This window comes from Thermocladium sp. ECH_B (assembly GCA_001516585.1).
Classification (GTDB): domain Archaea; phylum Thermoproteota; class Thermoprotei; order Thermoproteales; family Thermocladiaceae; genus Thermocladium.
The window spans coordinates 1-23,032 of the sequence record LOBW01000010.1 but is presented as its reverse complement, the minus strand read 5'-3'; the positions used below and the strand labels follow the sequence as shown (position 1 = coordinate 23,032).

Sequence of the window (23,032 nt, the reverse complement as noted above, 5' to 3'; positions counted from 1 at the left end):
ATTGGGTCACGCCTCGCGTACCTTATAGGCTCCTCCATCTCGTACTCAAGGACCTTAACCCCCTCCTGCTCTTAAGGTACTTGAGGAACCTCACGCTGAAGCCCCTGCCAGCGCCCTCATAGCCGTGTATCGTGGTTGAGTAAACAACCCTATTGAACCTGCCGTGTATGCCGTATAACACGGGGGCATCATGGCCGCCTCATCGACTAGGACTAGGTCAATGGACCTCTGGAGGGATAGGAGTGGATAGGGCCTGTAGCAATCTATGTAAATACCCCTAGCCGATAACCCAGTAACCCTACCCCCAGACTCAGAGACCTCAACATCGTAGTCAAGGCTCTCAAGGCCCCTCCTGGCGAACTCCATGAGCGTCTCCACATTGTCGGGGACTCTCCGCCGTGACCACTATCCTAGCCGCGCCGACTCCTTAACCTATGCCCTATTAGGGCTGCGGCAAAGCCCCACAGCCGCCAACTTACCCCTATCCCTGTCCGCTATCACCACGGCGTTAACCTTACTCCTCTCGTTTATCATACCCTCAATTGTCGATATCACGTTAACCTGGTCCTGGGTCTTGGCCAGCCTATAGACCTCAATGGCCTTACCCTTAACGTCAGGTAACTTAACCTGACCCTGGGCATGCTCAGAGGCGTTGATGGGTTGGGGCGGTTTAATGAAGGTGGAGTCATCAACGTTGTATATCGCTATCCCCTCGCTCTTCATGAGGCTCTCCCAGAACCTAACCTTAAGGTACTGCCTAACCTCCTCCGACTTATGTGGTGGTGTTATTAGCTTAGTTTGGAATTTCGTGATTACCCTGAGCCACTTATCCATGGGCGGCATCATGACTACGTAAATCCCCCCTACCCGCGTCATTGGGCTTCAGGTCGTTGAATAGGTCTATAACTGCGTAGTCTAGGGCTTGGCCGAGGAGCAGCTTAGTGTCCTTGAATGGCGTTGGCTTAAACTTAACACTCATGCCATCGGTGAAGAATCTTAACCTCTCCCTGGCGTCGCCATACTCAGGCTGGTATAGGTATATGCCGTTGCCCATGCTTGTTACGCCTAGGAAGAACCTAACCACCTCGGCCGCGGATTTGGCAACAGCCTATACTGGACCCAACCAGCACAACCGCCCTCCTGTGGTTAGCCTTAACACCACTCCTAATGAAATCCTCAAGGACCTTAATCCACTCAACCACATTGCAGTTATGTGGTATGTAGCGCGATTTTTACCTTGAGTTTGTTTTGTAATTCTTTATCCTGGAGGAACATTCTTCTAAAGATTGCTATGGGGCTGTCTGGGGCAATTAGTTTATCACCTATTATGTCTGGGTTTTGGCTTTCCACTACACGCCGATCCTGATGGAGAATGTAGATGTTGAAGTACATACCTAACCTGGCAAGTAACTTGTCAATGGACTTTATACCTGTGGGTTTTATGTAGAAGCGTATGTATATGGTGGTTCTTTGAGGATCCACTGGGGCAAAGAATGCGAGGNCTCTCATGTTTTCCGAGATATGGTTTTGCCATAGGTTGGGGTAAATGAACTCTATGTAGGTGCCGGCCTTTTGGGGATCAATGTCTAGCCTCACCTTGGGCTTCTGCCCTACATCTCTTTCCGCGGCGGCATGCCAGACGAATGTGATATCATCGATCTGCTTTAAGGCAACCCCATTTATCAGCGTCCTATTGCCTCTTCCTATCGTGTTATAGTGCACGAAGGGTAGGTGAAATCCATCAAGTTGGTTTTCCACAGCCCTTAGAAAGGAGATGTTCCAAGTTTCCCAGTACTCAGCGTATGCCTCAAGATCCTTAAGGTCATCGAAGAACTTGGGCGGTGCCTCTGGTTGCCCTGGGCCATACCACATCCACACTATACCGTATTGCTCATATAATGTATAGCTTTTGGCTTTGAGGTAGCTAGGGGGCTTCTGGCTTCTCCCCATCGCTGGGACATGCACCACATTACCTACTCCATCGAACTCAAAGCCGTGGTAGGGGCATTGAATCAATCCGTTAACAACCTTACCCTGCGATAGCAGCGCTTGCCTATGCGGGCAATAGTTCCTCAGCGCCATTATTTTCCCATCACCATCCCTCCAAAATACCATATCTTCCCCCATCCTCTGAACACTGTAGGGCCTACCCCTCTTCGCCTCCCTGGAGGAGAGGATAGCAATCCACATGGAGAATCCTACAATTTTGTTTGTCTTTTATTTCTTATGATTCTAACGCACTATTTCATTAAGATGAAGTAAAAGGAAATAATGAAGTATGAGTATGGGCATCGTGAAAGTGAAAAGACGCTGGAGGTTAAAGAGTTTATGTGAGGATGGTGAGGGCCAATGCTTGAGGGGGCATCACCACCAGCATAGCTAGCTCCGCAATGTTTTTGTTATTTTTAATTCGCCATTTTCCCTGGTTTATAGTTTAAAAATATTTATCGATTCGAAAACTAGAGAAATGCTAATAATTAAGCCCAGGAAAGCTCCTGATCGAGTTGCCAGCAATGATGAAGCACGGCGAGTTCCCTCATATCTTCCTCATTAGAACTAGGTAAGGAGCTAGGCCAGTGCTTGGATGAGGGAGTATAATTGCCTCCATTGAACGCCTATGCCGTACCCTATTCCAGCGGCGGCCGCAATCATTATCCATGCCCTGCTCCCCTCATTGGCTCTCTGCATCGCTAGAACCAGGGTGAGGGGGACTAGGGCCGCGAATTGTATCGTGTAGTAACTATAGAGCGTGTAGTTCCCAGCCGCATAAACCGCCCAGTAACCCAACCAACTGGCTAGAAGCGATGCTGGAACCGCTAGCTCCCTCCAATCCATTCCCCTAAAGACTCGGGCCCGCAGGTGAGGCTCCAGCATTAGTATGGAGAACACGATCGCCACCAAGTAAGCGCCGGGCAATCCTGAGGCGTACAGGGGCGGCGAGTAATCATTGACGAAGCTATTCAACCCAATTAACCAATCAAGTGGATTAGATGCGATGGGGCCCGGCGGCCTCGACTCCGTGAACCACTTTAGGTAGAAGAGTGTGTCGGCAATGTAGTTATGTATGCCGCCCACCATGTATATTATCGGTATTTGCGGAATTAGGTAAAGCAGGAAGGCTAAGCCGAAGAAAATCGCGCCCCNCTTGGCTCCCCGGCCGTAAAGCTCGACATATGTAAGGGCTAGGACTGGAAAGGCGCCGGGGTACTTGCTGGCCATGCCTAGGCCGCCCGCCACTGCGGAGGATAGGGATGCATTCCTGAGGTATAGATACACGGAGAGAATCGTGAAGAAACCGACATATGCATCAAGCATGGCGAGTATCCCGGCATCCCTGAACGTGGCATCCATTAATAGAACAATCATGGCTAAGGCGGCGTACTTGGCTTCACGGGTCAAGGTTAAGGCAGCTAAGTAAGTTAATGCCAGGGAAGCCATCGATAAGAGGATGCTGGGGACGCGCCAAGCCGCCGGGTAATCCCCTATCCACAGCATGGCTGCTGCGATGAAGTACTTGGCCAGCCAAGGATGCTCTAGATTAATGTAAGTCAATATNCCGGATTTATCCGGATAATAGTAACCGAGCCTCGCCGTGCATGATGAGTTACGTAAGGCGAAGCCATAGATCGAGGACGCGGATTTATTGAACCAAGCCAATCCATAATCCCCATAGTAAATAGATGGGGAAGCATTAAGCGGTGCGCATCCGGGGTACGGGGCTACGGTGACGCCGAATCTGGCTAAGGCACTGCCCAGGCCAACCTCATTAATGAAGTTCCTCGCCGCCGAGACGTACCAAATCTCGTCGCTCACGTACCCATTCATGTGGGGCTGCATCAAGTAAGCATATAGCCCGAAAATAATGATTGCGGCGATCACAGGCAAGATTATGAGGATCCTGCGCATTGCAGTGGGCCGCGTTGCTTTCTTATATCCTTGACGGCGCTGAGCGGCTCCTGAACACGTAGGTCTCAGCCAATGCGTAATTAGTTATGAAGCCAAGTATGACTCCAATCACGTAAGCCGCGTATCCATTCACGGCAAGCAAGTAATGCAATGCGTCGCTGGTGATATAAGTCACGAGCGTGCCTCCCAACCCAGCAACGTGGTACCGCGCGAGGCCTGATGCGTATGGCGTGGGCCTATCCCTGAATGTCCACCGCCTATTTAGGGAGTAATTATTGATTATGCCGGCCTCAATCGCTGGAATCAGGGAGGCAAAGTATGGAAACTCAATGACTCGCCAAAAAAGGTCCAGCACCGCCTCGGAGACAAGTAAACCAATTAGCCCAACTAAGGCGAACTTAAGGGGCCTATAACCGCTGAGCCTCAATAGGACAAGCGAGGTAGCCACTACCTGCTTAACGTAATCCAGGACTTGATGCGTGCCTAACTTGCTTACTCCCCTGGCCCGCTGACCAAAGACGTAGGGCACCTCCTTAACGGGGCCCCCCACGCAGGTCAAGACATCGAGGAGCACCTTATACTCGCCCCTAGCCCTTAAGCAATTAATTAGGAGGCTCCTCCTCACAGCGAAGAAGCCGCTCATGGGATCACGCACGCCCCTCGTGGGGGGCAGAAGGAGGTGGGCGAGCAGCGTCGCGCCTCTACTAATGACTCGCCTAATGAGGGGCCAATCAACGACGCGCCCACCCTCCACGTAGCGGCTCGCCACGGCCACGGCGTAACCAGCCTTAACCGCCTCAACCAGGAGCGGAACCACTTCAGGGGGGTGCTGGAGATCGGCGTCCATGACCACCACGACATCATGGCTCGCCGCCCTAATCCCCTCGACAACTGCGCTGCTGAGCCCCAGTCGCCTACCCCTCTCTATAACATTAAGCTTGAAGCCAAGCCTCCTCGCCGCCTGCCTCGCCTCCTCAACAGTGCCATCCGTGGATCCATCATCCACCAACACCGCCTCGAACCCATTCCCCAAAGCCTTAACCAATCTCTCAAACAGGAGGGAAATATTCCCAGCCTCATTAAGCGTGGGCAAAACAACGCTAACCTCGCTCACCTAATTTCAAGTCATTCCCAGATTCAACAGTTTTTAAGCATTCATTTCAAGTCATTCCCAGATTCCGCCAGGGCAACATTTCAATTCTTTTGTAGATTCTGCAAAAGTGTGCATCTATTTCAAGCGTGTTGCTTTTTAAGTTCGTGCTGTTTTCCTCATTCATGAAAGCAATGGTTCTGGAGAAACCGGGGCCCGTGGAGAGTGGCCCTCTTCATGAGGTTGATCTGGATATGCAGAAGCTGGGTGAGTGGGATGCATTGATTAAGGTGGAGGCTTGTGGCGTGTGCGGCACGGATTTAAGCATAGTTGAGGGTAGATTCAAGGCGCCAAGTCTGCCCCTGGTTCCAGGCCATGAAGCGGTGGGGCGAGTAATTGAGGTGGGGCGGGCCGCCGAGGAATTGGTGAAGCCGGGGGACTTGATTGGGGCATATTGGGTTCACTCGTCTTGCGGTAATTGCGAGTATTGCTTGACGGGGAGGGAGCAATTATGCATGGAGCGTCGAGTCAATGGGTTGGACCATAATGGTTGCTACGCGGAGTACATGGTGGTGGATTCCCGATACGTGGCGCAGGTGCCGCGCAACATTGATCCAGAGTCCATTGCCCCCTTCATGTGCGCAGGGCTCACTGCGCATAGAGCGGTCAAGCTAAGTGGGTTAGAGCCCGGTCGAAGGGTAGCGGTGATTGGGGTGGGCGGGCTCGGTTCCTTCGCGGTTCAATTGGCTCGACTACGTGGTTCTCGCGTGACTGCCATAAGTAGATCAGCCATGCATCTTGCCACGGCGAGGAGCCTTGGGGCCGATGATGCGGTAACGCTTAATGAGGCGAGCAAGCTATATGGTTCCTTTGATTCGGTTCTATTGTTTGCGCCATCCTCTAACCTAATGGAGACTGGGCTGAGGTTGCTGAAGAAGGGCGGCGTAATGGTGATTGCGGCTAACTTGGATGATGTGCCCAGCATGCCTTACAGATTCACGCTTGCCTCCGAGAGATGCGTTAGGAGCGTGAGCGTGGGGAGTAGGCAGGAATTAAGGGAGTTGCTGGGACTAGTTGGTGCCGGCGTGGTTAAGCCGATTCCAATAGATGTAATGCCGCTGAGCAAGGCTAACGAGGCCCTCATGAAGCTTAAGTCGGGGAACGTGAGGGGCAGGATAGTATTGAAGCCATGAATCCCCTAAGCCCATTCACGTATCGCTTCCAGGTTGAAAACCTTTTTAAGTCGTGGTTTCCGCATCCTCTAGGATGAGTCAAGACTCTCTATATAGGAGGTTATTGGATAGGGCTTACTCTATAATTACGCCCAAGGCGCAGCAAAGGGCGGAGATACCTAAGCTAGTGATTGAGACCGCGCCCAGGAAAACCATAATACGAAACTTCCTGGAGGTGGCGTCCAGGCTTAGGAGGGATCCGTCCCACATGGGGCGATTCTTCCTAAAGGAGATGGCGGTGCCCGGCGCCATTGAGGGCAACTCATTCGTGATATACGCCGAGAGAAATACAAGAACCGTGGAAATGGTTTACGAGAGGTACATAAAGTTCTACGTGGTTTGCCCAGTCTGTAACTCCATTGATACCGAGCTAATTAGGGAGGGCCGAATATATATACTGCACTGCACCGCCTGCGGAGCCAATACGCCCAGGAAAGGCATAGGCTAGGTCCATGCCGAGCAAGGTTTGCCCCATCTGCGGCAGGGAGACTAATACATTAATAGAGGGCATGTGCCCAACCTGCTACGCCGAGAGACATAGATTAATCGCTGTTCAAGGACCAATAAGGCTGCTTGTCTGCAAGTCATGCCTATCAGCTTACCAGAAGGGGAGGTGGGTTAAGGATTGGCGGCAAGTAGCTCAGAAGGCAGTGCAGTCATCAATAAAGCTGAGCGGGTCAATAACCAATATTGGGATAAGCCTAGTGGGCGATCCATTTGGGTCCGTATCGGCCCACGTGAGAGCCAGGGGGAGGATCCATGATGCGCTAAGTGAGACTGAGGAGGAGGCAGTGGTGCCGCTTAACATTGTGCTTGACCTATGCCCCACCTGTAGATANGTCTATACGGAGCGAGAAGCCGCAGTAATTCAAGTGAGGCGAGTTGGGAGGCCAATAGATAATGAATTAAGGACGGCCCTGGAGAGCGTGGTTAGAATCACGTTGGCCAAGAGCGATGAGGTCCAGAGGGGTGCAGTGATTGATGCTAAGGAGGTCGAGGGCGGCATAGACATAAGATTAACCAATACAGGCATAGCTAAGTCGATAGTAATGGCAATCCATAAATCATTCCCAAGCAGAGTCATACAGACGGAGAAAATAATCGGAGTCAAGGACGGCAAGCACGTATCTAAGCTAATATTCTCAGTGAGAATAATAAACCTCAGGAAAAACGATGAAGTATTGATAGATGGAGTGAAGTACAGGGTGAAGGAGGTCAGGAGCAACTCAATTAATCTGCTTGATGAGCATGGGAAAGACATAACCATGGGTTTCGATAAACTCACTAAGCGAAAAGTAATCATTAACCAATGACTCATTGCTAAGCCTTAAATGGCGCTCATCTTCATCATAAATTGCGTTACCACTTAGTGGACACGCAAAGCTCATAAGAAACAAACATGTATGCCCCTATAGAATGCTCAATGAGTCCCTTGAGTCCGGAATCAATTCGGAGACTATTGATAAAACGAACGACAAGCCTCGCCCTTTAGGGCGGGGAGGAGGTCAGCCCATGTTAGGGTTAATCATGTAACTATGCTTAATCGTTCTCACCGGTCTCCTAGCTTAATGCGGTTTTTCGGTGGATTAATGGACCTAGGATGCTTATTAATAGATCGCTGCTTTTCCTTGTTGACCCCATAACAGCATCGCGCATTGCGATTCTAAGCATGGGTCGAGGCAACTTGAGTAATCGCTTCATTAAATCATGGTCATAGAGAAACGGGTCGGCTATTCTCCTGTAATTGGTCATTTTCCTCATGAATGGGCCGAACNCCTCATTTAGCTTCATGTAGTAATCGCTTCCATTGTGTATCGCGTCAATCGCTAATTTGCTCGTTATCATTGCGGGATTAATGCCAGCGCCATTAGTTGGTATAACGCTGCCCACGGCATCCCCCACCAGGTAAGCATCGCCGCTCGCATTGATGAGGCCGCCCACGGGTATAGTCTTGGATAATACGCCTCGCTGAATTGGTTTGAGGTTGAATCGCTCAATGAATCGCCTATGAAGCTCCAATAAATCATTGCCCCCGCTCCAAGCCGCGTCCCCCCGTACCCCAAGCCCCGTGTTTAGGGATCCATCGCCGCGCGGAAATATCCATGCATAGCCGCCGGGAGCCAGCTTTGGATCCATTATTATGATGGCCTCCTCCTCATCGAATTTGCCGAGGGCCCGTTGACTGGTCGCCACTATTAAGTCCCTTGGACTAAAGTTAGTTGCGTTCGCTGCCTTACTGAGGATGGATGGGTACGCGTCTGCCCCCATTATTCTCCGCGCCTCTATGATTGATTCTCCGCCCCTCCCCTTGACTACGCANCGCTGCCGAGCCCCGGCCTCGCAATTAGTCACCGTGGCGGAGAACATGACGGTTGCGCCCCTATTCTCAGCCTCATCTATTACGTGAGCAATCATGGCTCCCTTATCGATCACGAGGGAATCGAATGGGAAGGTGCCGATAGACTCGTCCCCAATCACCACGTTTAACCTACGGATCCTGTTAAGGATTACATCGTTGGTTAGCGTGGAATCCAAGGTGTAAGCCAAGAGATCGCTTAAATGCCTTGGGATATACTTGCTCAGCAATTCCTTAGAGGGCAGTAATTCGCCGCACACTATGGGTCCATACCTAATGCTCTTCTTATCGATGAGGACCACATCAAGCCCAGCCTTAACTGCCTCTAATGCAGCAAATGATCCCGCGGGGCCCGACCCCACTATTGCCAAATCCATCATAATCAAGCCCCACCACCAGTAATTAAAGGTAAGCCCCTAAATCGTGACGCGCTCAAGTGCTGCATGTGGTTGTGTGGAAATATTTATATATGCGTTACCATTAATTGGACACTCAGTCCATGACCCTAATAATTAAAGACCACGCTCGGCTCCTTCCCGCTCAACTCAACTAATTGCTTAAGCACTCTAGCCCGAATATCCGCATCTCTTTCCTCTAGGAGCGGTTTCCCATCATCTATTACCTTCTCTATTAATTGTGTTGGGGATCCATCGCTGCACTGAATTGAGCGTCCCCACCTAGTCACTACATCCCTAAAACCTGGACACCTATGCACTTGCTTGAAGCCCGGTAACTTGCCTCTCTTCGTTATGGGAACCCATTTCCCGCTCTTCTCATCGAACGCCTCAACTATATCCATGCTGATGTCTATGCTTGGCGGGAAGGCTATGGATGTGCCCACCCCAAATGAGTCCGCCGAGTCCCTTAGTGATGCTATTGATGCCTCATCAAGCCCACCGCTCACTATTACCTTAATGTCGTGTCCCATGGCCTTCATGCTCCACTTAACCTCATTAACTATGTCCCTCATATTGCCCCGCCGGCTCCCCGGCGTGTCCAGTCTCACTCCCGCCAATCTTTTGCCGAGGACCTCAATTGCCTTAGCGGCTTCCTCCCTCTCATCCAGGAATGTGTCTGCCAACACTATGCGCGGCACATCGCTTGGAACCGCCTCATCGAAGTACTTCCAAGCAAGCGCGTGATCCCCCATTGCGTGCTTGAATATTATCATCAATGCGTGGGGCATGGTTCCGCTTGCCTGTATCCCCAGTAATTCAGCGCCAAGGGTTCCAGCCACTCCATCGCATCCACCTATATAAGCTGCCCTATCCGCCATTGGTTGAATGGAAGGGTGAAGCGCCCTAGCGCCGAAGAATAGGCACTGCTTATCCATTATGAGGCTCTTTATTCTGGCTGCCTTACTTGATATTGATGAGTAGTGACGGAGAATGCCCAGTATCGGGGTCTCATACGCCGCGAAGTCCACGTACCGCCCCTCAATCACGAGGAGCGGTTCCTTTGGTAGAAATATCGTTCCCTCCCTCATGGAGTAGACATTAACCCTTAGATTAGCTCTCCTGATTAATTCAATTACCTCCGCTAATCCAGTGAATAAGCCCCAGGAGTAGCCCTGGGGAAGCCCCATCACGTGGAACTCAGCCCTTACTCGCACGTCCTCAAGCCCCGCCTTCCTAATGGTTTCAAGGGTTCTAATGAAGTAGACATCGGTCACGTCGCCTCGAATCACTTCATTCTCCTCAGCCACGTGGAATGCCCTATCATTCATGGAGGAGAACTCGATGAATCGATTATTTAAAGATATAGTGGCAAAGGCGATTATTTAGTTCAATCCGAAATGATCCGCGACTCACGAGTTTCCAGCGGATTCCTGGGTTACCCTGTTCTGAGCACCTCCATTGGCCTAACTTTGGCTACGCGCCTTATAGGAACTATCGACGCTATTATGCTTATGATTATTGATGCCGCGAAGCCAAGCGCAAAGAGCGAGGGCAGCGGCACTATCTCTATATTAATTGAGTAACCCAGCGCATTAAGGAGTGCCGAGACCCCGTGTGCGCCGTAGAAGCCAACCACCACTCCAATAATTGAGCCGATGATGGTCATTATTATGGATTCCGCCATGAACATTATCATTATTTGTGAATTGGATGATCCAATTGCCTTCAGTATACCTATTTCCCTAAGCCGCTCATTTATGTTCATCAGCATGGTATTGGCAATGCTGAGGCCAGCTATGGCTAGGCTAAGCACTATTATGAGCACGAAGAATGTATTGACGAGGCTTATCACATTCCCAATGGCTCCTATTATGTTCTGCTGCTCATATACTTGAGCATCCGGGTAAGCCACGTGAATCGCGTTCACAAACGTGGTTAGGGTGGTGGATGAGTCCCTAGTTAACTTCACGAATATTGTGTTGACGAATCCATTTACCCCCAATTGGGTCTGCAGGTAACTGAGCGACGTAACGACTATATTCACTTGGAAGCCGAATAATCCCCCAAATATGCTTGAGAAGATGCCGGCCACCCGCAGCTTAATCACTTGATACGTGGAGCCCAATCCCCCTAATCCCTCGGGCACCATGACGTAGATATAATCCCCAACTCCCACGCCCAGCTTCTCCGCGAGTTGACTGGATATTATGCAGTCCCCCGGCTCCTCTATTAATCCCCCGCTGATTAAGTTGGGATAGAAGTATTGAAGCGATGAGGTGGGCATCCCTATCAGCGTAATGGATTCCCCATTCACCACCGCGTTCCCAATTAGAATAGCAGGCACGGCGCTCGAGACGTAATTCATGTGAGTCATGGCTGAGGCCACTTGTTGAGGCATAGCTATGGTGGATGAGTATATTATCACGTCGGCCGGCAATATGCTCTTCACCTCATTAGTTACCGATAATTGAACTCCATGTGTGACCGNCTCCAGAGCCACCATGAGCGCCACGGCGTATATTATGGTGAGCGTCGTCAATATTGTCCTGCTCCGCTTGCTCCGCATGTTCTTGATGGCCAGCTTCACCAGTAATCCATAATTCATTGATTAAGCAATATAGTTCAGAATAAAAATCTGCCTCAGCGGTGAAGAAGTGAAGCCGCTGCGGAGCCCAGTACTCTGCGCGTCCCGCTTATTTCTGCNCTCATTGCAGAAACGTTAATAAAGGTGGATTGCATGGAATGGCTTGGTTAATTGAGGTGAAATGAGCTATGGGAGCATTGACAATAGTGGCCAAGTACTTAATAGAGGCCGCAGTAGAAATACAAGGTTTGGTTGATAAACCCGATATAGTTGGGGCATTATTCAGCCAAACCGAGGGGCTCCTTGGAAGCGAGCTCGATCTCCGCAATCTACAGAACACGGGCAGGATAGGCAGGATAGAGGTCGAGGTTGAGCATAAGGGGGATAGAACCGTAGGCAAGATATACATCCCCTCCAACCTGGATCGCTACGAGACATCGCTTCTGGCCGCCATGCTTGAATCCGTCGATAAGGTGGGTCCATATAATGCCAAGGTTCAGGTACTCAAGATAAGCGACCTAAGGGAGGAGAAGCGCAAGAAGATAATGGATCGCGCCCGCGAGCTTCTCTCCAAGATAGAGGCCGAGACTCTGCCCGACACCAAGGAAATAATCGAGCGCTTCGTGGATGAGATGAAGGAGGCCGAGCTGGTGAAGTATGGCCCCGAGGGCCTCCCCGCTGGTCCAGACGTGGAGAAGTCGGACACCGTTATAATAGTGGAGGGCAGGGCAGACGTGATTAATTTATTGAAGCATGGCTACCGCAATGTAGTGGCCATAGAGGGCGCCTCCGGCGGTATACCCAAATCAATAGTGGATTTAAGCAAGAAAAAGACAATAATAGCGTTCGTGGATGGGGATAGAGGCGGGGACCTGGTTTTAAGGGAGTTACTTAAGTCAGTTGATGTGGATTACGTTGCGAGAGCCCCAAGCGGTAAGGAGGTTGAGCAATTAACGGGTAAAGAGATATCCAAGGCCCTCCGCAATAAGTTACCAATAGAGGAGTACTTGCTAACCATTGAGAAGAAGGAAAGACAAGTAATAGAGGAGGCCAAGCAGGAGGCTAAGGAGCATAAGGCAGAACAGAAGGAGGCCCCGCAGGAAGTCACATTAGCCGGCGCCGTTGAGGTGCCCGTCGAGAAGCGTGAACCAACTCCGGAAGAGATTAAAATAGAGAAGCCGCACTTAACTCCACCAATGCAGCTGGAGGTTAAGGTGCCGCCCCAAGTAATTGAGGACATGAAGAAGCTAGAGGGCACTCTTGAGGCGATTATCTATGATGAGAATTGGAACGTGATTAAGCGCGTCCCAGTGCGTGACCTAGTTGATTCAATTCAACAGGTAAGCAATGCATACGCCGTCGTATTCGATGGGGTCTGCACGCAGCGCCTAGTTGATGCCGTTGCCGCCAAGGGCGTTAAGTTAATGGTTATGTCCCGCCTAGGCAATATAGCTAAGGTGCCGGCCAACCTTCAATTGGCCTCGATAAGCGACATGATAAAAACAATTGAGGAGGCACCTAAGTCCCCGGCCTAGCCGAGGAAGTCAAGGATACTGCCTCCTCCTCTTTTTTCCCTTAAAGCGGATTCATTGACCCCCAAAGGCTCCAGTATGCGCATGGCTGCCGGAATCACTTGCTTCTCCACGTAATAATCAATATCTATATCCTCATTGCCCTTAATGAGCGCTATGGGCACGACGCGATCCGCTAACCTGCCCTCCCCCTTAACAACGACGAAGCCTATTTGATCCCCCTTGCCCACCCTGAATCCGCGCTCGATTAATTTACGGGCCGCCGCCACGTGAGGCGCAATTACCTTATACTCATCAATGGATTTGTCCAGGGTCTTCCATATTATCAATGAATTCAAGTCAATGGAGTGTTCCCGCAGCTTCTTGATGATTCCCCTCACGTACTCTATCGCTGCGTTGGTTCCCCGCTTCAAAACTAGTTCAGCAACCTCCTCCTGGACATCCTTAGCCAAGTCGCACCAATCACCCCTCGCCGCCTCGAAACCAACTATATCTATATCACCATTTGGAAGCAACCCAATGTACCTCTTCTTTGACTCAGTCAATAATAATTTATCATACACCTTATCTATCTTAACCTCGAATCCATCCTTCTCCTCCTTCTCAATCAATTTACTTATCACGCCCTCATCATTCAATAGGAATAAGCTATCGGTGTCTCCATAAATCACTCTCCCCCCAATGGATTCAGCGAACTTTATGGCGCTGGTTAAGAGGGATCTACCCCAGGCAGTAACGGCCTCAGCCACCTCCCTCCTATACCACCGAGCCCCAGTCCAGCCGCAGTAGCCATACATTGCATTAGCCATTATCTTTAGTGCACGTTGACGCGCATCCAGGTAAATGAATTCCGGCGACTTAGCCTCGATTAGCCTCATTTGTTCTCGAATGCTTCTCCGAGCACTCACCAGCTTCTCCAGCATTCTGGGATACAGTCCCCGCGGCGATTTAAGGAATCTATACCCAACCTCCGGCGCAACATAGCAATCGCACTCGCCCTCCATTAATGTGTCCGGCGACACATTGAACCTCATCATTATGCTGGGATACATGCTGGAGAAGTCCAGCACCGCCACGTTATTATGGAGGCCGGGACGCGGCTCCAGCACTATCGCGCCCCTATACGGCTCGTACTCCCGCTCCACCCTATTTGGAGCGAGTTCCCCAGCCCTATATGCCTCATGCATTATCATCCACTCCACCCTGGCCCCCACGCTTGCCTCAACAACTTGATCCAGGGGGAGCCCCGATATATTGGCGAGTTGAATTATGTGGGGCAAAAGCTTCTCGCCCAGCCTAAGCGTGCTCACCGCATCATCCCTAGCATACTTAAGCAGCTCATCTCGCTTGCTCGCATCATCCCAGTACCTATGTATATCATGGCCCGGAATCAGGACTCGCTCGCTTCTCTTCATTACTCCAAAGTACTCAGCGGCATAGTCAAGGCTCTTCCTCTTTATATCGCTCATTTCCTGTATAACTCCATACAAGTCAATATGGGCTCTTCCTATTATGGACCAGTGGCCATACGTGCTTTGCTCAGGCGCAGTGCCGTACTTAGTGATGGGTAACTTAACGCCGAGCACAGATGCCCTCCTAACCAGGTAAGGCAGGTCGAATCTACTGGAGTTATAGCCGAATAATATGTCCGGATTCAACTCGTTGAGTTCACGAACGAAGTCCCGAATCAATTTCTCTTCATCGCCATCATTAACGAGCAGCTTAATGTTACCCGACCAATCCATCATGGAGATTATTATTATTGGATCCCGCTCCGGGCTAGGCGACCCAAATGGGTTATAGACCTCAATATCGAACGCGACGTATCTAAGTGGCGGAACTAACGTGGACTCCACTTGGACTGGATCACTGGTTGCCCTATAGAATGCATCTATCCCAGTCCCGAATCCATCGCTTGGCTCCGCCTCAAACTCCATCCACCCAGGCTTAATGCCTTTATCAATCATGTACCTAAGCGTGAACCTTATATCGGCCTCAAGCACATCCTGAACGCCCTTTATGGTTGCCGCTCGCTCCCGTGCATCCCTCACCTTATCCGGAGTCGTCACAATTATCTTGGCCACCTTCACCGGCTTCCCAAATAGCTTCCGCTCCTCGATCTCGATGCTGATCACGTTCCGCATCCTCCTTAACTCGCTTACGGCCTCCTCATTGCTTAGGATGGCGTAGAAGTATGGCCTGAATCCCCTATGAGCCACAGCCACGTGCTTCCCATCCTCGCTCACGCCGAATACCCTTATTTCAGGCTCGTTATTCACTATGCCGTAAGTGATATCGACCGGAAATATCCTGATCCTCAAATTATTCACTGGATTATATAGTGATTGACTGGGTAAAAAACTTTTTAAAAGGCGCGATAGGTGTCGAGGCGATATTAATAGAGGTGATTAGATGAGTAATCAAAACGTTAACTCAGAGGTACAGGAAAAGATAACTCAGGCGCTTTATTACCTGGAGCGCATAGTGCAGGACATGGGTATACCCAGGAATATCAGGAGGGCGGCCAGCGAGTCAGCCAAGATCCTTAAGAATGCCCAAATGAGTCCCAGCCTCCGCGCAGCCACGGTGATCGGCATACTGGATGATGTATTATCCGACCCCAATATGCCCCTATTCAGTAGGGTAATGATTCTCCAAATAATTGCAGTGCTTGAGCAGGTAAGGGACTAGTATTACTAAACTATTTTGTATGTATTGTTTTTAACTGGATGCCTTAATTAACCATCGTGCGGCTAATCATAGAGCGCAAGGGCGATCTAATACTTGTGGAGGATGGATTGATCAGCAAGGAGTTTAAGGCAATGGAGGATGCCCTCGCCTTCATAAGAAGCAGACTAGCGGAGGAGCAATGCGAATTCAGGAATTGGTACATAAGGTTCCCCCTCAGCAGACTCCTTGATTTCGCCAAGTACGCCTACGAGAGCGGCGCCTCCCCTGGGCATCCCTATAATGCAATTGCATCCAATTACTTCAGGGAGAGGGGGCTAAGTAAGTCCAATGTCAGGGCCCTCATGCCAACATTAACTGGCCTCGGCATGATTAGGAACGGCGAGATCAATGAAGAATTAATTGAATTAGGCTCATTAATATCAAGGGGGTACTTAACCGAGGCGGCGGCGCTGCTTGGGAAGGCGGCATCCAGGAACTGCGTATTGAGGGAATTAATGGGGGGACCAATAGAGGGATTAGCCCTAAAGTTTGGATTAACGAGGCGCGATGAGGTGGAGTACACGAGGCAATTAGTGGAGTTCATTCAATCAAATGGATTAACGGCATGCGGTAGATTCGTCGATCAATTCTTCTCGGAGTCCTGCGAGGGCTTCGATATCTCCCTTAACTGCGTGCCAAGCCTCCTCCTCCGGCTAATGCAGTACCTGATCTCCATAGGCAAGCCGCCGGAGCTGCGGGAGATAATTAATCCTCCAGAGCTCTACTCGGTCTCCACGAGGGATGGCGCCGTCTACGTGGCGAGGAGGGACAGCGATGTTCCCCTCATGAGGGTGTTGGGGGACTTCAAGGTCTTTAACTCAATGAGCTTCATACCTAGCATGCGGACCTGGTTGACAAGCATGGAGCCACTAATATCAAAATCCCTCAGGGACGAGGCGCCTCACGTGGTTGTTCTTCTCCCGCTCCTCCTTAAATCCAGTAATTGTTATGGGCGTAAAGTGCTTCTAGGCATCTACTCAAGGGATGGGAGCGAGGCAGTGAAGGTATATGACTTAAAGGATTTGTGATCTGTCCTCCTCCCATTCTGAAGGACAAGGGTTCCCCGAGGTCTAGAGGGGGCTGCGCCTCCTTACTGGGCGCTACTCCTTCCTCTGGCATTGGTGGTCGGCCCTCGTTCCCCAAAGATTGAGGGGAAGCTAATTACCCCTACTAATCAAGAGCATCCCACTGCTCTAGCAGACTAAAAGGCGAGGTTTCTCGTTCTTTTTATGAGGGCTCAAGGAGGTGAAGAACCTAGCCGCCAAGGGAAGAGCGCTAGACTAATTCTGTCCTCAATGGTTGCAAATGAGGAGCCTGGTCTCTAGGGTTTGGAATTAAGTCAGAAAATTTATTTACTTAAATAATTTATCATATTTATGGGTAAATCACGTAAATCATTAATTATCGAGTTAATGGTCTCAATAATAGGACTAGTTATAGTTTTATTAGTTATGTATACCCCAATAAGCATCTTGGCTCCCCTTGGCAACATGCTTAATCCAGGCATGGGCNTTGGGGTATGGGGCTCAGCGCCGCCCCCCGGCATAGGTTGCAGTAATTCCACGGTAATCCTCAACTCATCGAAGGCCCAAGTAATTGTCTGCATTACGTCGGATGGCTTCATCAGGATAGCCTCAAACGAGGATTGGGCCCTATTCTATGAGCAGGGATATCTAACCGCTGAGTATAGATTGGCGCAATTAATGTTCATGCGGGCAATGGCTGAGGGCAATCTATCATCCATAGTTGGCCCCTCAATGATTCAAAGCGATGAATTCTATAGAACCCTTGAAACAACTATTACGGCCCAGGAAACCCTTAATCAATTAAATAAGTCCAGCGCAGTGTATAGGGATCTCTACTATTATACTCTCGGCGTTAATTCATATATTAAGTCGATGCCGGCCTCCAGGGTTCCCATAGTCTTTAAGGTGCTTGGGTACGCCCCCACTCCATGGTCCATTAGGGACACGTTCGCCGTTCAACAATTGCTCACCTGGAGCCTCAGCGGCACTGATGACCCCTTGGCGTTCACGTTCGCCTTGGAGAACATGCCGAGGCAAGCCATTGAGTCGCTGTACCCGGCTTACCCGCCCTCTATTCAGTTCCCAATATATCCAAGAACCCTTAATCCAAGCATATACATTGGTCCCGGCAACTTGGTTAACCTGAGTCTTTACTCCATGAATCCATTGCCTCCAGGGATCTCTCTTCCCCTACTGAATAAGGCTATTGAGGAGGCCATAGCGTTCTTCCAGGGAAGCGACCCAGCCTACTCAGACTCAATAGTTAGTAAAGTGCTTCAGGGCTTCAACCCATTCAGTCACGTAGTGATTGGTTTAACTGATGCGGGCAGCAATAATTGGGTGGCTAATTCAACCCAGGGAGGCGCGTTGCTGGCCAATGATCCACATCTAACAACAACAGTCCCCTCAATATGGCTTGGCTTTCAATTGGTGGCGCCCGGCATTAATGTGGTTGGAGTCGATTTCCCCGGCNCCCCCGGCGTTATTCTCGGCCATAATCCATACATAGCTTGGGGAGCCACGGACGCGGAGCCCCAGGTATGTTACTTCTACGTGGAGGAAACCAGCCCCCGGCATCCAGGTGAGTATTTCCATAATGGTTCCTGGATACCCTTCACGGTAATTCATGAAGTGATCAATGTTAAGGGAAGCGGAGAAATAAGGTATACAGTGGAGAGGGCCGCCAATGGCGTTGTCGTGAGCAATTACAGCAATGTAGTTATAGTGATGGATTGGACCGGTCTTTACCCCAATGACGAGGTGGCAGCATTCCTCGGCTTCGATACAGCCAAGAACCTCACGGAATTCCTCTCCTCCCTAAGTAACTTTGCGGTGGGGATCCAGAACTTTGCCTATGCCGATGATAAGGGCAACTTCGGAATATTCGCGTATGGTCTCTATCCAGTAATAGCGATGGGTAACCCAAGGGCTGTGCTTCCCGGTTATGGCAATTATGATTGGATAGGCTTCATACCTAGAAGCAAGCAACCATTCGTGCTTAACCCATACACGGGCTTCGCCGCAAGCGCGAATCAGGTCCCAGTGTCGCCGGGTTATCCATACTATGTTGGTTGGAGTTATGAGAGTGGTTTCAGAGCGGATGAGATAAATACGGATCTATCCAGGTTCAGGGAGGAGGGCAACCTCTCCATGTCATCCATGGAAGCCATGCAGCTGGATATTCATGATTACTCCACCAATATATTCCTGCCCCCGCTTCTCTCTGCATTGATTCATGGCAATACGAGTCCAGTTGGTCGTGAAGCGATTAAGTTATTGAGCGAGTGGAATGGCAACTTCTCGATCAATTCATCGGCGGCTACAATCTATTATTACTGGTTGAATTATTACTTGAACGATACTTTCCTCCCATGGCTGACTTACTATAACATAACGCCGGCCGAGGGCCTTGGCCAATTCTCCTTCTTCCTGGGTCCAGACTCCGATTACCATGGCCAACTCATCCTTGACCTAGCCAATTGGACAGTTAATTATCCTGACTCCCCATGGTTTAACGATCCATTAACCGGCGAAGCCAGGAATGCCGATTACGTCATGTTGCTCGCCTTTAACCAAACAATGAATTACCTAAGCAAGCTNCTGGGACCAAACCCCAGCACATGGATGTGGGGCAGGCTACATAAGAGGCTGCTCGCCAGCTTCTTCGGATTATCCGGGCTCTCGATTGGTCCATTCCCATCCCCCGGCGACAGCAATACGATTAATGCAGCATATGGATTAACCGCTACGCTGGGACCCAGTTGGCGGCTGGTTGTGGATATGGCTAATCCACTTAACGCTGTCGGCGTCTACCCCGGCGGCATTTCCGAGCACCCATTAATGCCTCTCTATAACGATACCACGGCTTACTGGTTACTGGGCAAGTACTACACATTAATTCCCACGGGTTTACCCGAGGCATTTTACTATCTATATATACCAGGTGTCAAGCCATGAGGAACACATTGCTTGCCTTTATAATTAACGCCATCCTGTCGCTCGCGTTATCCCTGCTTGGCTACTGGGAATTATTGTTTGCTCCAGCGGCAATATTAGGGTTTTTGCTGCATTTAAGGCCAAGGACATCCCTATGGGTCACGGGCTCCTCGGGCGCCCTAGGCGTCCTAATCTCAATCTTGGCATTGCCATATGCTCTTCAGAACGGCGAAATAACCGCGCTAATAATGGGGCTACCGGGCGGCGCCGCGGCCCCCCTCCTAATTACGCTGCTCCTAGCCCTCCTGANCTCAGGCATAGGCGGTGCACTTGGCGCCATAATAGCCAGGCTTGCCGCCTCCTGATAATTATTCATCAATCACATGTGCTTCGCGTTTTTCACTTGGAAATGTATGAAGGATAATTGTTTTGTTGCGTATTTAGTTTATGAGTAAAGTTTTTTAAGGTAATTGATAGCTGTTTATTCATGGAGCAGTCGACATCTCTCCTAGAGGTTAAGTTGAAGTCTATTCCGCGGGACTCAAGGAACATGTTGATACTGTCGTGTCCAGAGCCGAGCCTGGCCTCTGTGGTCTCCATAGAGTACGTCATAGATGCGTTGAAGATGGAGGAGATAGGGGCCATTAAGATAGGCAGCATATCGCCGGTGATAACGGTTATAGAGGGAGTCGCTAAGTTGCCCTATAGGTTATTCTATAAAAAGGATAATAATCTAGTCACGATTAGGCAGCACGTTCCAATACCTCCCAACGCGTATAAATTATTCATTGAGAAGATACTGGACTGGGCGGATGAGAACGGCATAACCAAGGTGGTTTGCTTAACCTCGATCCCAGCCCTCGGCGATAATGAAACGGATAATATATACTTCGTAACCGAGGAGAGCCATGTGCAGGAATTCAAGTCCCTTGGATTAGTGCCATTAAGTGAAGCCACGTTAACGGGCCTAGAGGCGGAGTTCCTGGATGCGGTTTTATCCAGGGGAACCTTGACAGGCGCATTATTATTGGCGGAGNCCAAGCTCCTCACATCCATAAATAACCTAATTAAGACGGGTAGGATAGCGTCGTCACAAGACGTCCTCTACATACTTAATCAGACCGTCGGCAGATTCGGCCCAGACGTGTCGGCCGCAATAAAGTTAATCAAGGGCATATCGCTGCTAACTGGGATAAATATACCAATAGATAATTTGGAGGACCACGCGAAGAAGTATGCCTTCCTCATAGAGAAGAATCTAGAGGAGTACTTCAAGCAGCCGGAAAAGGAGAGGGTGCCAACGGTTCTCTGAATCCCACACTGACCTCCTCCCCGCCCTAAAGGGTTCCCCAAGGTCTTGGGGGTTACGCCCTATGGTCGCTACTCGTTTCCCTCCCGAGCCGGTATTGTGGGGTCGGCCCCTCACTCCCCATTCCCAAAGAATTGACCGGCCGAGAGCCCCATCCCCAGAGATTTCTAAGCTTTACCCCCCGCCCTGAAGGGCGAGGTTTGCCGTTCGTTTTATCATATCGTGTATGCTGTGAATATCATGAGGAGGCCCATTATCATGGCCACGCCATTGATTAGAACGTCGTTATATGAAAAGTGAGCCAAGGCCAGCCTCACCCATCGCCCCCTTCTCTTCACGAATTCTCCCCTCTCCGTGAATATGTCTAGAATCATGTGGCTCGGCCCCATCAATAAGCTGCCCATCATTACCTCCACGTAAATTAGTTCCATTACTCGTCCAGATAAGTAATACAGTAGAATTATAATTGCGGCGCCGGGCAATGCCCCCCAGAAAATGCTCCTAGGAATTGTATGGGTTAAGGGCGTTCGCCTCACGTAGCCGCGCCTCTCCTCATGGCCTAATCCATCTATTATCAAGTTCCCCGTCACTGACATTAGGAGAGCCAGGAACAGGGATTCCGGGAATGGGTTCCTAACCAAGGTTAATGATAATGTCAGTAATCCCGCGGAGAAAACGTAGTGAGTAATGAGCTTCAATTATCCATTCGCCCCATCATGTCCTCAATCTTATTCGCTAATTTAATCTTAACGCTTATGCCGCTTACTCATGTTAATTGGTTAAACGTGATGCGTTAATTAAGGGCAGTGACCCCTATTGGTTCATGATCATAAAGAAGGAGATACGTATAGATAAGGACGATAGATGCGGCTCAGTGCATCCCGTGTACAGCGTGATAGAGGAGCTGGGCGAGTTAAGGAGTGGCGAGGCGATAATGGTCACCGTCAATGATGAGGACTGGGTGAGAACCCTTAAATCCGTGGCGGAGCTTCGCAGGGTAAATATAATTGATGCGGGCCAGGAGAGGGGTTACTGGAGGTTCATCATCACGCGCTTCTCTGATGAGCAAAAAGCCTCCTAGTTACTGGGTAGAAAACATCTATTCCAATGGGTATCCTGCTTGATCTGCCGAGCGTCATGCTATGTATTATGCTGGATTTAAGCAGTACGTCCAGTGAAGCCACCTTGAAGCTATCGGCTCTATCTATTCGACCTATCACTGTAACATCGCTCCTATGTGGGGTTAATGACTTCACGGCAGCCATGAAGCCGGGCGAATGATACACCCTATACTCGCTTGAGGCATAATCATTAGAGGCGTGGGGCCTAATTATGTGATCTATCATCGCTGAATCAATGGTTAACTTAGCCGACATTATTAGGATTGGGGTTGGGGTCACCAAGTACCTATCTAGGAGGGTCTCCAGAATAAACCTCAGGTACTGCGCCGTTGGCTCGCTCACGACGGCGCCCCTAACCAAGTCCTCCCCAGCCTCGTCCCGGTACTGCTCAACCTTGCCTTGCTTACTTATGGTTATGTCATACATGAATGCTTCCCCCCTATATACCGTGTAAATGGTAAAGTAGTAACTGCCCCTGCCAATTAATGGTCTCTCCACGGTATCCGTGCTATCAATGGATCTAAATGGCTTAATCTTGATATGCCTCCCCCTGCATTCCTTGGCGAAATTTATTCTCCCCTTGCTATCCATCACTATAGCCATGCTTCTTCCGCTCATCTTGATCCTCACGCATGGGTGGCCAATGGTCAACACTATCCTGGGCAACACAATGCAGTAACTCAATAATTATTTTATTAGAATATCAATTAAAATCAGGCAACGTCAGGCGAGCAATACCTATGAATAAGCCCTGAATCCCGCGGAGTTTCCTAATCAATTGCTTTTTATTGAGGCTTCACATTAATGTGTCA

Annotated in this window: 22 protein-coding genes; 10 read left to right on the top strand and 12 right to left on the bottom strand. The window is 50.0% G+C overall.

Going from position 1 to position 23,032, the window contains the following annotated elements:
* Positions 1 to 90: 90 nt before the first annotated feature.
* From AT710_02265 to AT710_02240, 6 genes are all read right to left on the bottom strand, one after another.
* Positions 91 to 378 carry a hypothetical protein gene (locus AT710_02265; protein ID KUO92770.1) on the bottom strand — a complete coding sequence of 96 codons (288 nt, stop codon included), beginning with the start codon at positions 376 to 378 and terminating at the stop codon, positions 91 to 93.
* Between the two features lie 54 nt (positions 379 to 432).
* The gene (locus tag AT710_02260) at positions 433 to 843 is read right to left on the bottom strand and encodes a hypothetical protein (protein ID KUO92769.1); all 411 of its coding nucleotides are present in this window, start codon (positions 841 to 843) and stop codon (positions 433 to 435) included.
* A complete protein-coding gene (locus tag AT710_02255) occupies positions 827 to 1,084 on the bottom strand; it encodes a hypothetical protein (protein KUO92768.1) in 258 nt (85 codons plus the stop codon). Before AT710_02255 ends, AT710_02260 begins: the two co-directional genes overlap by 17 nt.
* 125 nt (positions 1,085 to 1,209) lie before the next feature.
* Positions 1,210 to 2,190, bottom strand: a complete 981-nt coding sequence (locus AT710_02250; GenBank protein ID KUO92767.1) for an oxidase — start codon at positions 2,188 to 2,190, stop codon at positions 1,210 to 1,212.
* Between the two features lie 378 nt (positions 2,191 to 2,568).
* Entirely contained in the window at positions 2,569 to 3,906 is a 1,338-nt protein-coding gene (locus AT710_02245; protein KUO92766.1) for a hypothetical protein, read from the bottom strand.
* Between the two features lie 22 nt (positions 3,907 to 3,928).
* Positions 3,929 to 5,020, bottom strand: a complete 1,092-nt coding sequence (locus AT710_02240; GenBank protein KUO92765.1) for a hypothetical protein — start codon at positions 5,018 to 5,020, stop codon at positions 3,929 to 3,931.
* A gap of 161 nt (positions 5,021 to 5,181) precedes the next feature.
* Between AT710_02240 and AT710_02235 the strand changes: the two genes are divergently transcribed.
* The 3 genes from AT710_02235 to AT710_02225 all read left to right on the top strand — a co-directional run bounded on the left by AT710_02235 (position 5,182) and on the right by AT710_02225 (position 7,541).
* Complete coding sequence (locus tag AT710_02235) at positions 5,182 to 6,189, top strand: hypothetical protein (protein ID KUO92764.1); 1,008 nt, start codon at positions 5,182 to 5,184, stop codon at positions 6,187 to 6,189.
* Between the two features lie 73 nt (positions 6,190 to 6,262).
* Positions 6,263 to 6,676 carry a translation initiation factor 2 subunit beta gene (locus AT710_02230; protein ID KUO92763.1) on the top strand — a complete coding sequence of 138 codons (414 nt, stop codon included), beginning with the start codon at positions 6,263 to 6,265 and terminating at the stop codon, positions 6,674 to 6,676.
* 4 nt (positions 6,677 to 6,680) lie between these two features.
* Entirely contained in the window at positions 6,681 to 7,541 is an 861-nt protein-coding gene (locus tag AT710_02225; protein KUO92762.1) for a hypothetical protein, read from the top strand.
* A 247-nt stretch (positions 7,542 to 7,788) separates the two neighbouring features.
* Here the strand turns inward: AT710_02225 and AT710_02220 are convergent, their stop codons facing one another.
* The 3 genes from AT710_02220 to AT710_02210 all read right to left on the bottom strand — a co-directional run bounded on the left by AT710_02220 (position 7,789) and on the right by AT710_02210 (position 11,587).
* Positions 7,789 to 8,961: a hypothetical protein gene (locus tag AT710_02220; GenBank protein ID KUO92761.1), complete on the bottom strand. Its 1,173-nt coding sequence runs from the start codon at positions 8,959 to 8,961 to the stop codon at positions 7,789 to 7,791.
* A 128-nt stretch (positions 8,962 to 9,089) separates the two neighbouring features.
* Positions 9,090 to 10,310 (bottom strand): nicotinate phosphoribosyltransferase, encoded by a 1,221-nt coding sequence (locus tag AT710_02215; GenBank protein ID KUO92760.1) that lies wholly within the window; start codon positions 10,308 to 10,310, stop codon positions 9,090 to 9,092.
* 107 nt (positions 10,311 to 10,417) lie between these two features.
* Positions 10,418 to 11,587 carry a hypothetical protein gene (locus AT710_02210; GenBank protein ID KUO92759.1) on the bottom strand — a complete coding sequence of 390 codons (1,170 nt, stop codon included), beginning with the start codon at positions 11,585 to 11,587 and terminating at the stop codon, positions 10,418 to 10,420.
* A gap of 167 nt (positions 11,588 to 11,754) precedes the next feature.
* Here AT710_02210 and AT710_02205 point away from each other — a divergent pair, with 167 nt between their 5' ends.
* Positions 11,755 to 13,101 (top strand): DNA primase, encoded by a 1,347-nt coding sequence (locus AT710_02205; GenBank protein KUO92758.1) that lies wholly within the window; start codon positions 11,755 to 11,757, stop codon positions 13,099 to 13,101.
* Here AT710_02205 and AT710_02200 read toward each other — a convergent pair.
* On the bottom strand, positions 13,098 to 15,419 hold the full coding sequence (locus AT710_02200; protein ID KUO92784.1) for a DNA polymerase: 2,322 nt from the start codon (positions 15,417 to 15,419) through the stop codon (positions 13,098 to 13,100). The genes AT710_02205 and AT710_02200 overlap by 4 nt on opposite strands.
* 91 nt (positions 15,420 to 15,510) lie before the next feature.
* Between AT710_02200 and AT710_02195 the strand changes: the two genes are divergently transcribed.
* The 5 genes from AT710_02195 to AT710_02175 all read left to right on the top strand — a co-directional run bounded on the left by AT710_02195 (position 15,511) and on the right by AT710_02175 (position 21,102).
* Positions 15,511 to 15,789, top strand: coding sequence for a hypothetical protein (locus AT710_02195; GenBank protein ID KUO92757.1), 279 nt, complete (start codon positions 15,511 to 15,513; stop codon positions 15,787 to 15,789).
* 56 nt (positions 15,790 to 15,845) lie between these two features.
* The gene (locus AT710_02190; protein KUO92756.1) at positions 15,846 to 16,856 is read left to right on the top strand and encodes a hypothetical protein; all 1,011 of its coding nucleotides are present in this window, start codon (positions 15,846 to 15,848) and stop codon (positions 16,854 to 16,856) included.
* A gap of 348 nt (positions 16,857 to 17,204) precedes the next feature.
* Positions 17,205 to 19,811 carry a hypothetical protein gene (locus tag AT710_02185; protein ID KUO92755.1) on the top strand — a complete coding sequence of 869 codons (2,607 nt, stop codon included), beginning with the start codon at positions 17,205 to 17,207 and terminating at the stop codon, positions 19,809 to 19,811.
* Positions 19,808 to 20,155, top strand: coding sequence for a hypothetical protein (locus tag AT710_02180; GenBank protein KUO92754.1), 348 nt, complete (start codon positions 19,808 to 19,810; stop codon positions 20,153 to 20,155). The genes AT710_02185 and AT710_02180 overlap by 4 nt, the downstream gene beginning before the upstream one ends.
* A 122-nt stretch (positions 20,156 to 20,277) precedes the next feature.
* The gene (locus AT710_02175; protein ID KUO92753.1) at positions 20,278 to 21,102 is read left to right on the top strand and encodes a carboxylate--amine ligase; all 825 of its coding nucleotides are present in this window, start codon (positions 20,278 to 20,280) and stop codon (positions 21,100 to 21,102) included.
* 212 nt (positions 21,103 to 21,314) lie between these two features.
* Here AT710_02175 and AT710_02170 read toward each other — a convergent pair whose 3' ends face one another.
* The gene (locus AT710_02170; protein KUO92752.1) at positions 21,315 to 21,797 is read right to left on the bottom strand and encodes a hypothetical protein; all 483 of its coding nucleotides are present in this window, start codon (positions 21,795 to 21,797) and stop codon (positions 21,315 to 21,317) included.
* Between the two features lie 125 nt (positions 21,798 to 21,922).
* Here AT710_02170 and AT710_02165 point away from each other — a divergent pair, with 125 nt between their 5' ends.
* The gene (locus AT710_02165) at positions 21,923 to 22,180 is read left to right on the top strand and encodes a hypothetical protein (protein KUO92751.1); all 258 of its coding nucleotides are present in this window, start codon (positions 21,923 to 21,925) and stop codon (positions 22,178 to 22,180) included.
* On the opposite strand, the gene AT710_02160 is transcribed toward AT710_02165, so the two are convergent.
* Positions 22,146 to 22,889: a hypothetical protein gene (locus AT710_02160; protein KUO92750.1), complete on the bottom strand. Its 744-nt coding sequence runs from the start codon at positions 22,887 to 22,889 to the stop codon at positions 22,146 to 22,148. The genes AT710_02165 and AT710_02160 overlap by 35 nt on opposite strands.
* Positions 22,890 to 23,032 lie beyond the last annotated feature (143 nt).

What these genes read in the sequence shown, in the direction of transcription:
- AT710_02260 (KUO92769.1), bottom strand. Translation starts at nt 843, where the DNA reads ATGCCGCCCATGGATAAGTGGCTCAGGGTAATCACGAAATTCCAAACT.
- AT710_02235 (KUO92764.1), top strand. Translation starts at nt 5,182, where the DNA reads ATGAAAGCAATGGTTCTGGAGAAACCGGGGCCCGTGGAGAGTGGCCCT.
- AT710_02230 (KUO92763.1), top strand. Translation starts at nt 6,263, where the DNA reads ATGAGTCAAGACTCTCTATATAGGAGGTTATTGGATAGGGCTTACTCT.
- AT710_02215 (KUO92760.1), bottom strand. Translation starts at nt 10,310, where the DNA reads ATGAATGATAGGGCATTCCACGTGGCTGAGGAGAATGAAGTGATTCGA.
- AT710_02205 (KUO92758.1), top strand. Translation starts at nt 11,755, where the DNA reads ATGGGAGCATTGACAATAGTGGCCAAGTACTTAATAGAGGCCGCAGTA.
- AT710_02195 (KUO92757.1), top strand. Translation starts at nt 15,511, where the DNA reads ATGAGTAATCAAAACGTTAACTCAGAGGTACAGGAAAAGATAACTCAG.
- AT710_02165 (KUO92751.1), top strand. Translation starts at nt 21,923, where the DNA reads ATGATCATAAAGAAGGAGATACGTATAGATAAGGACGATAGATGCGGC.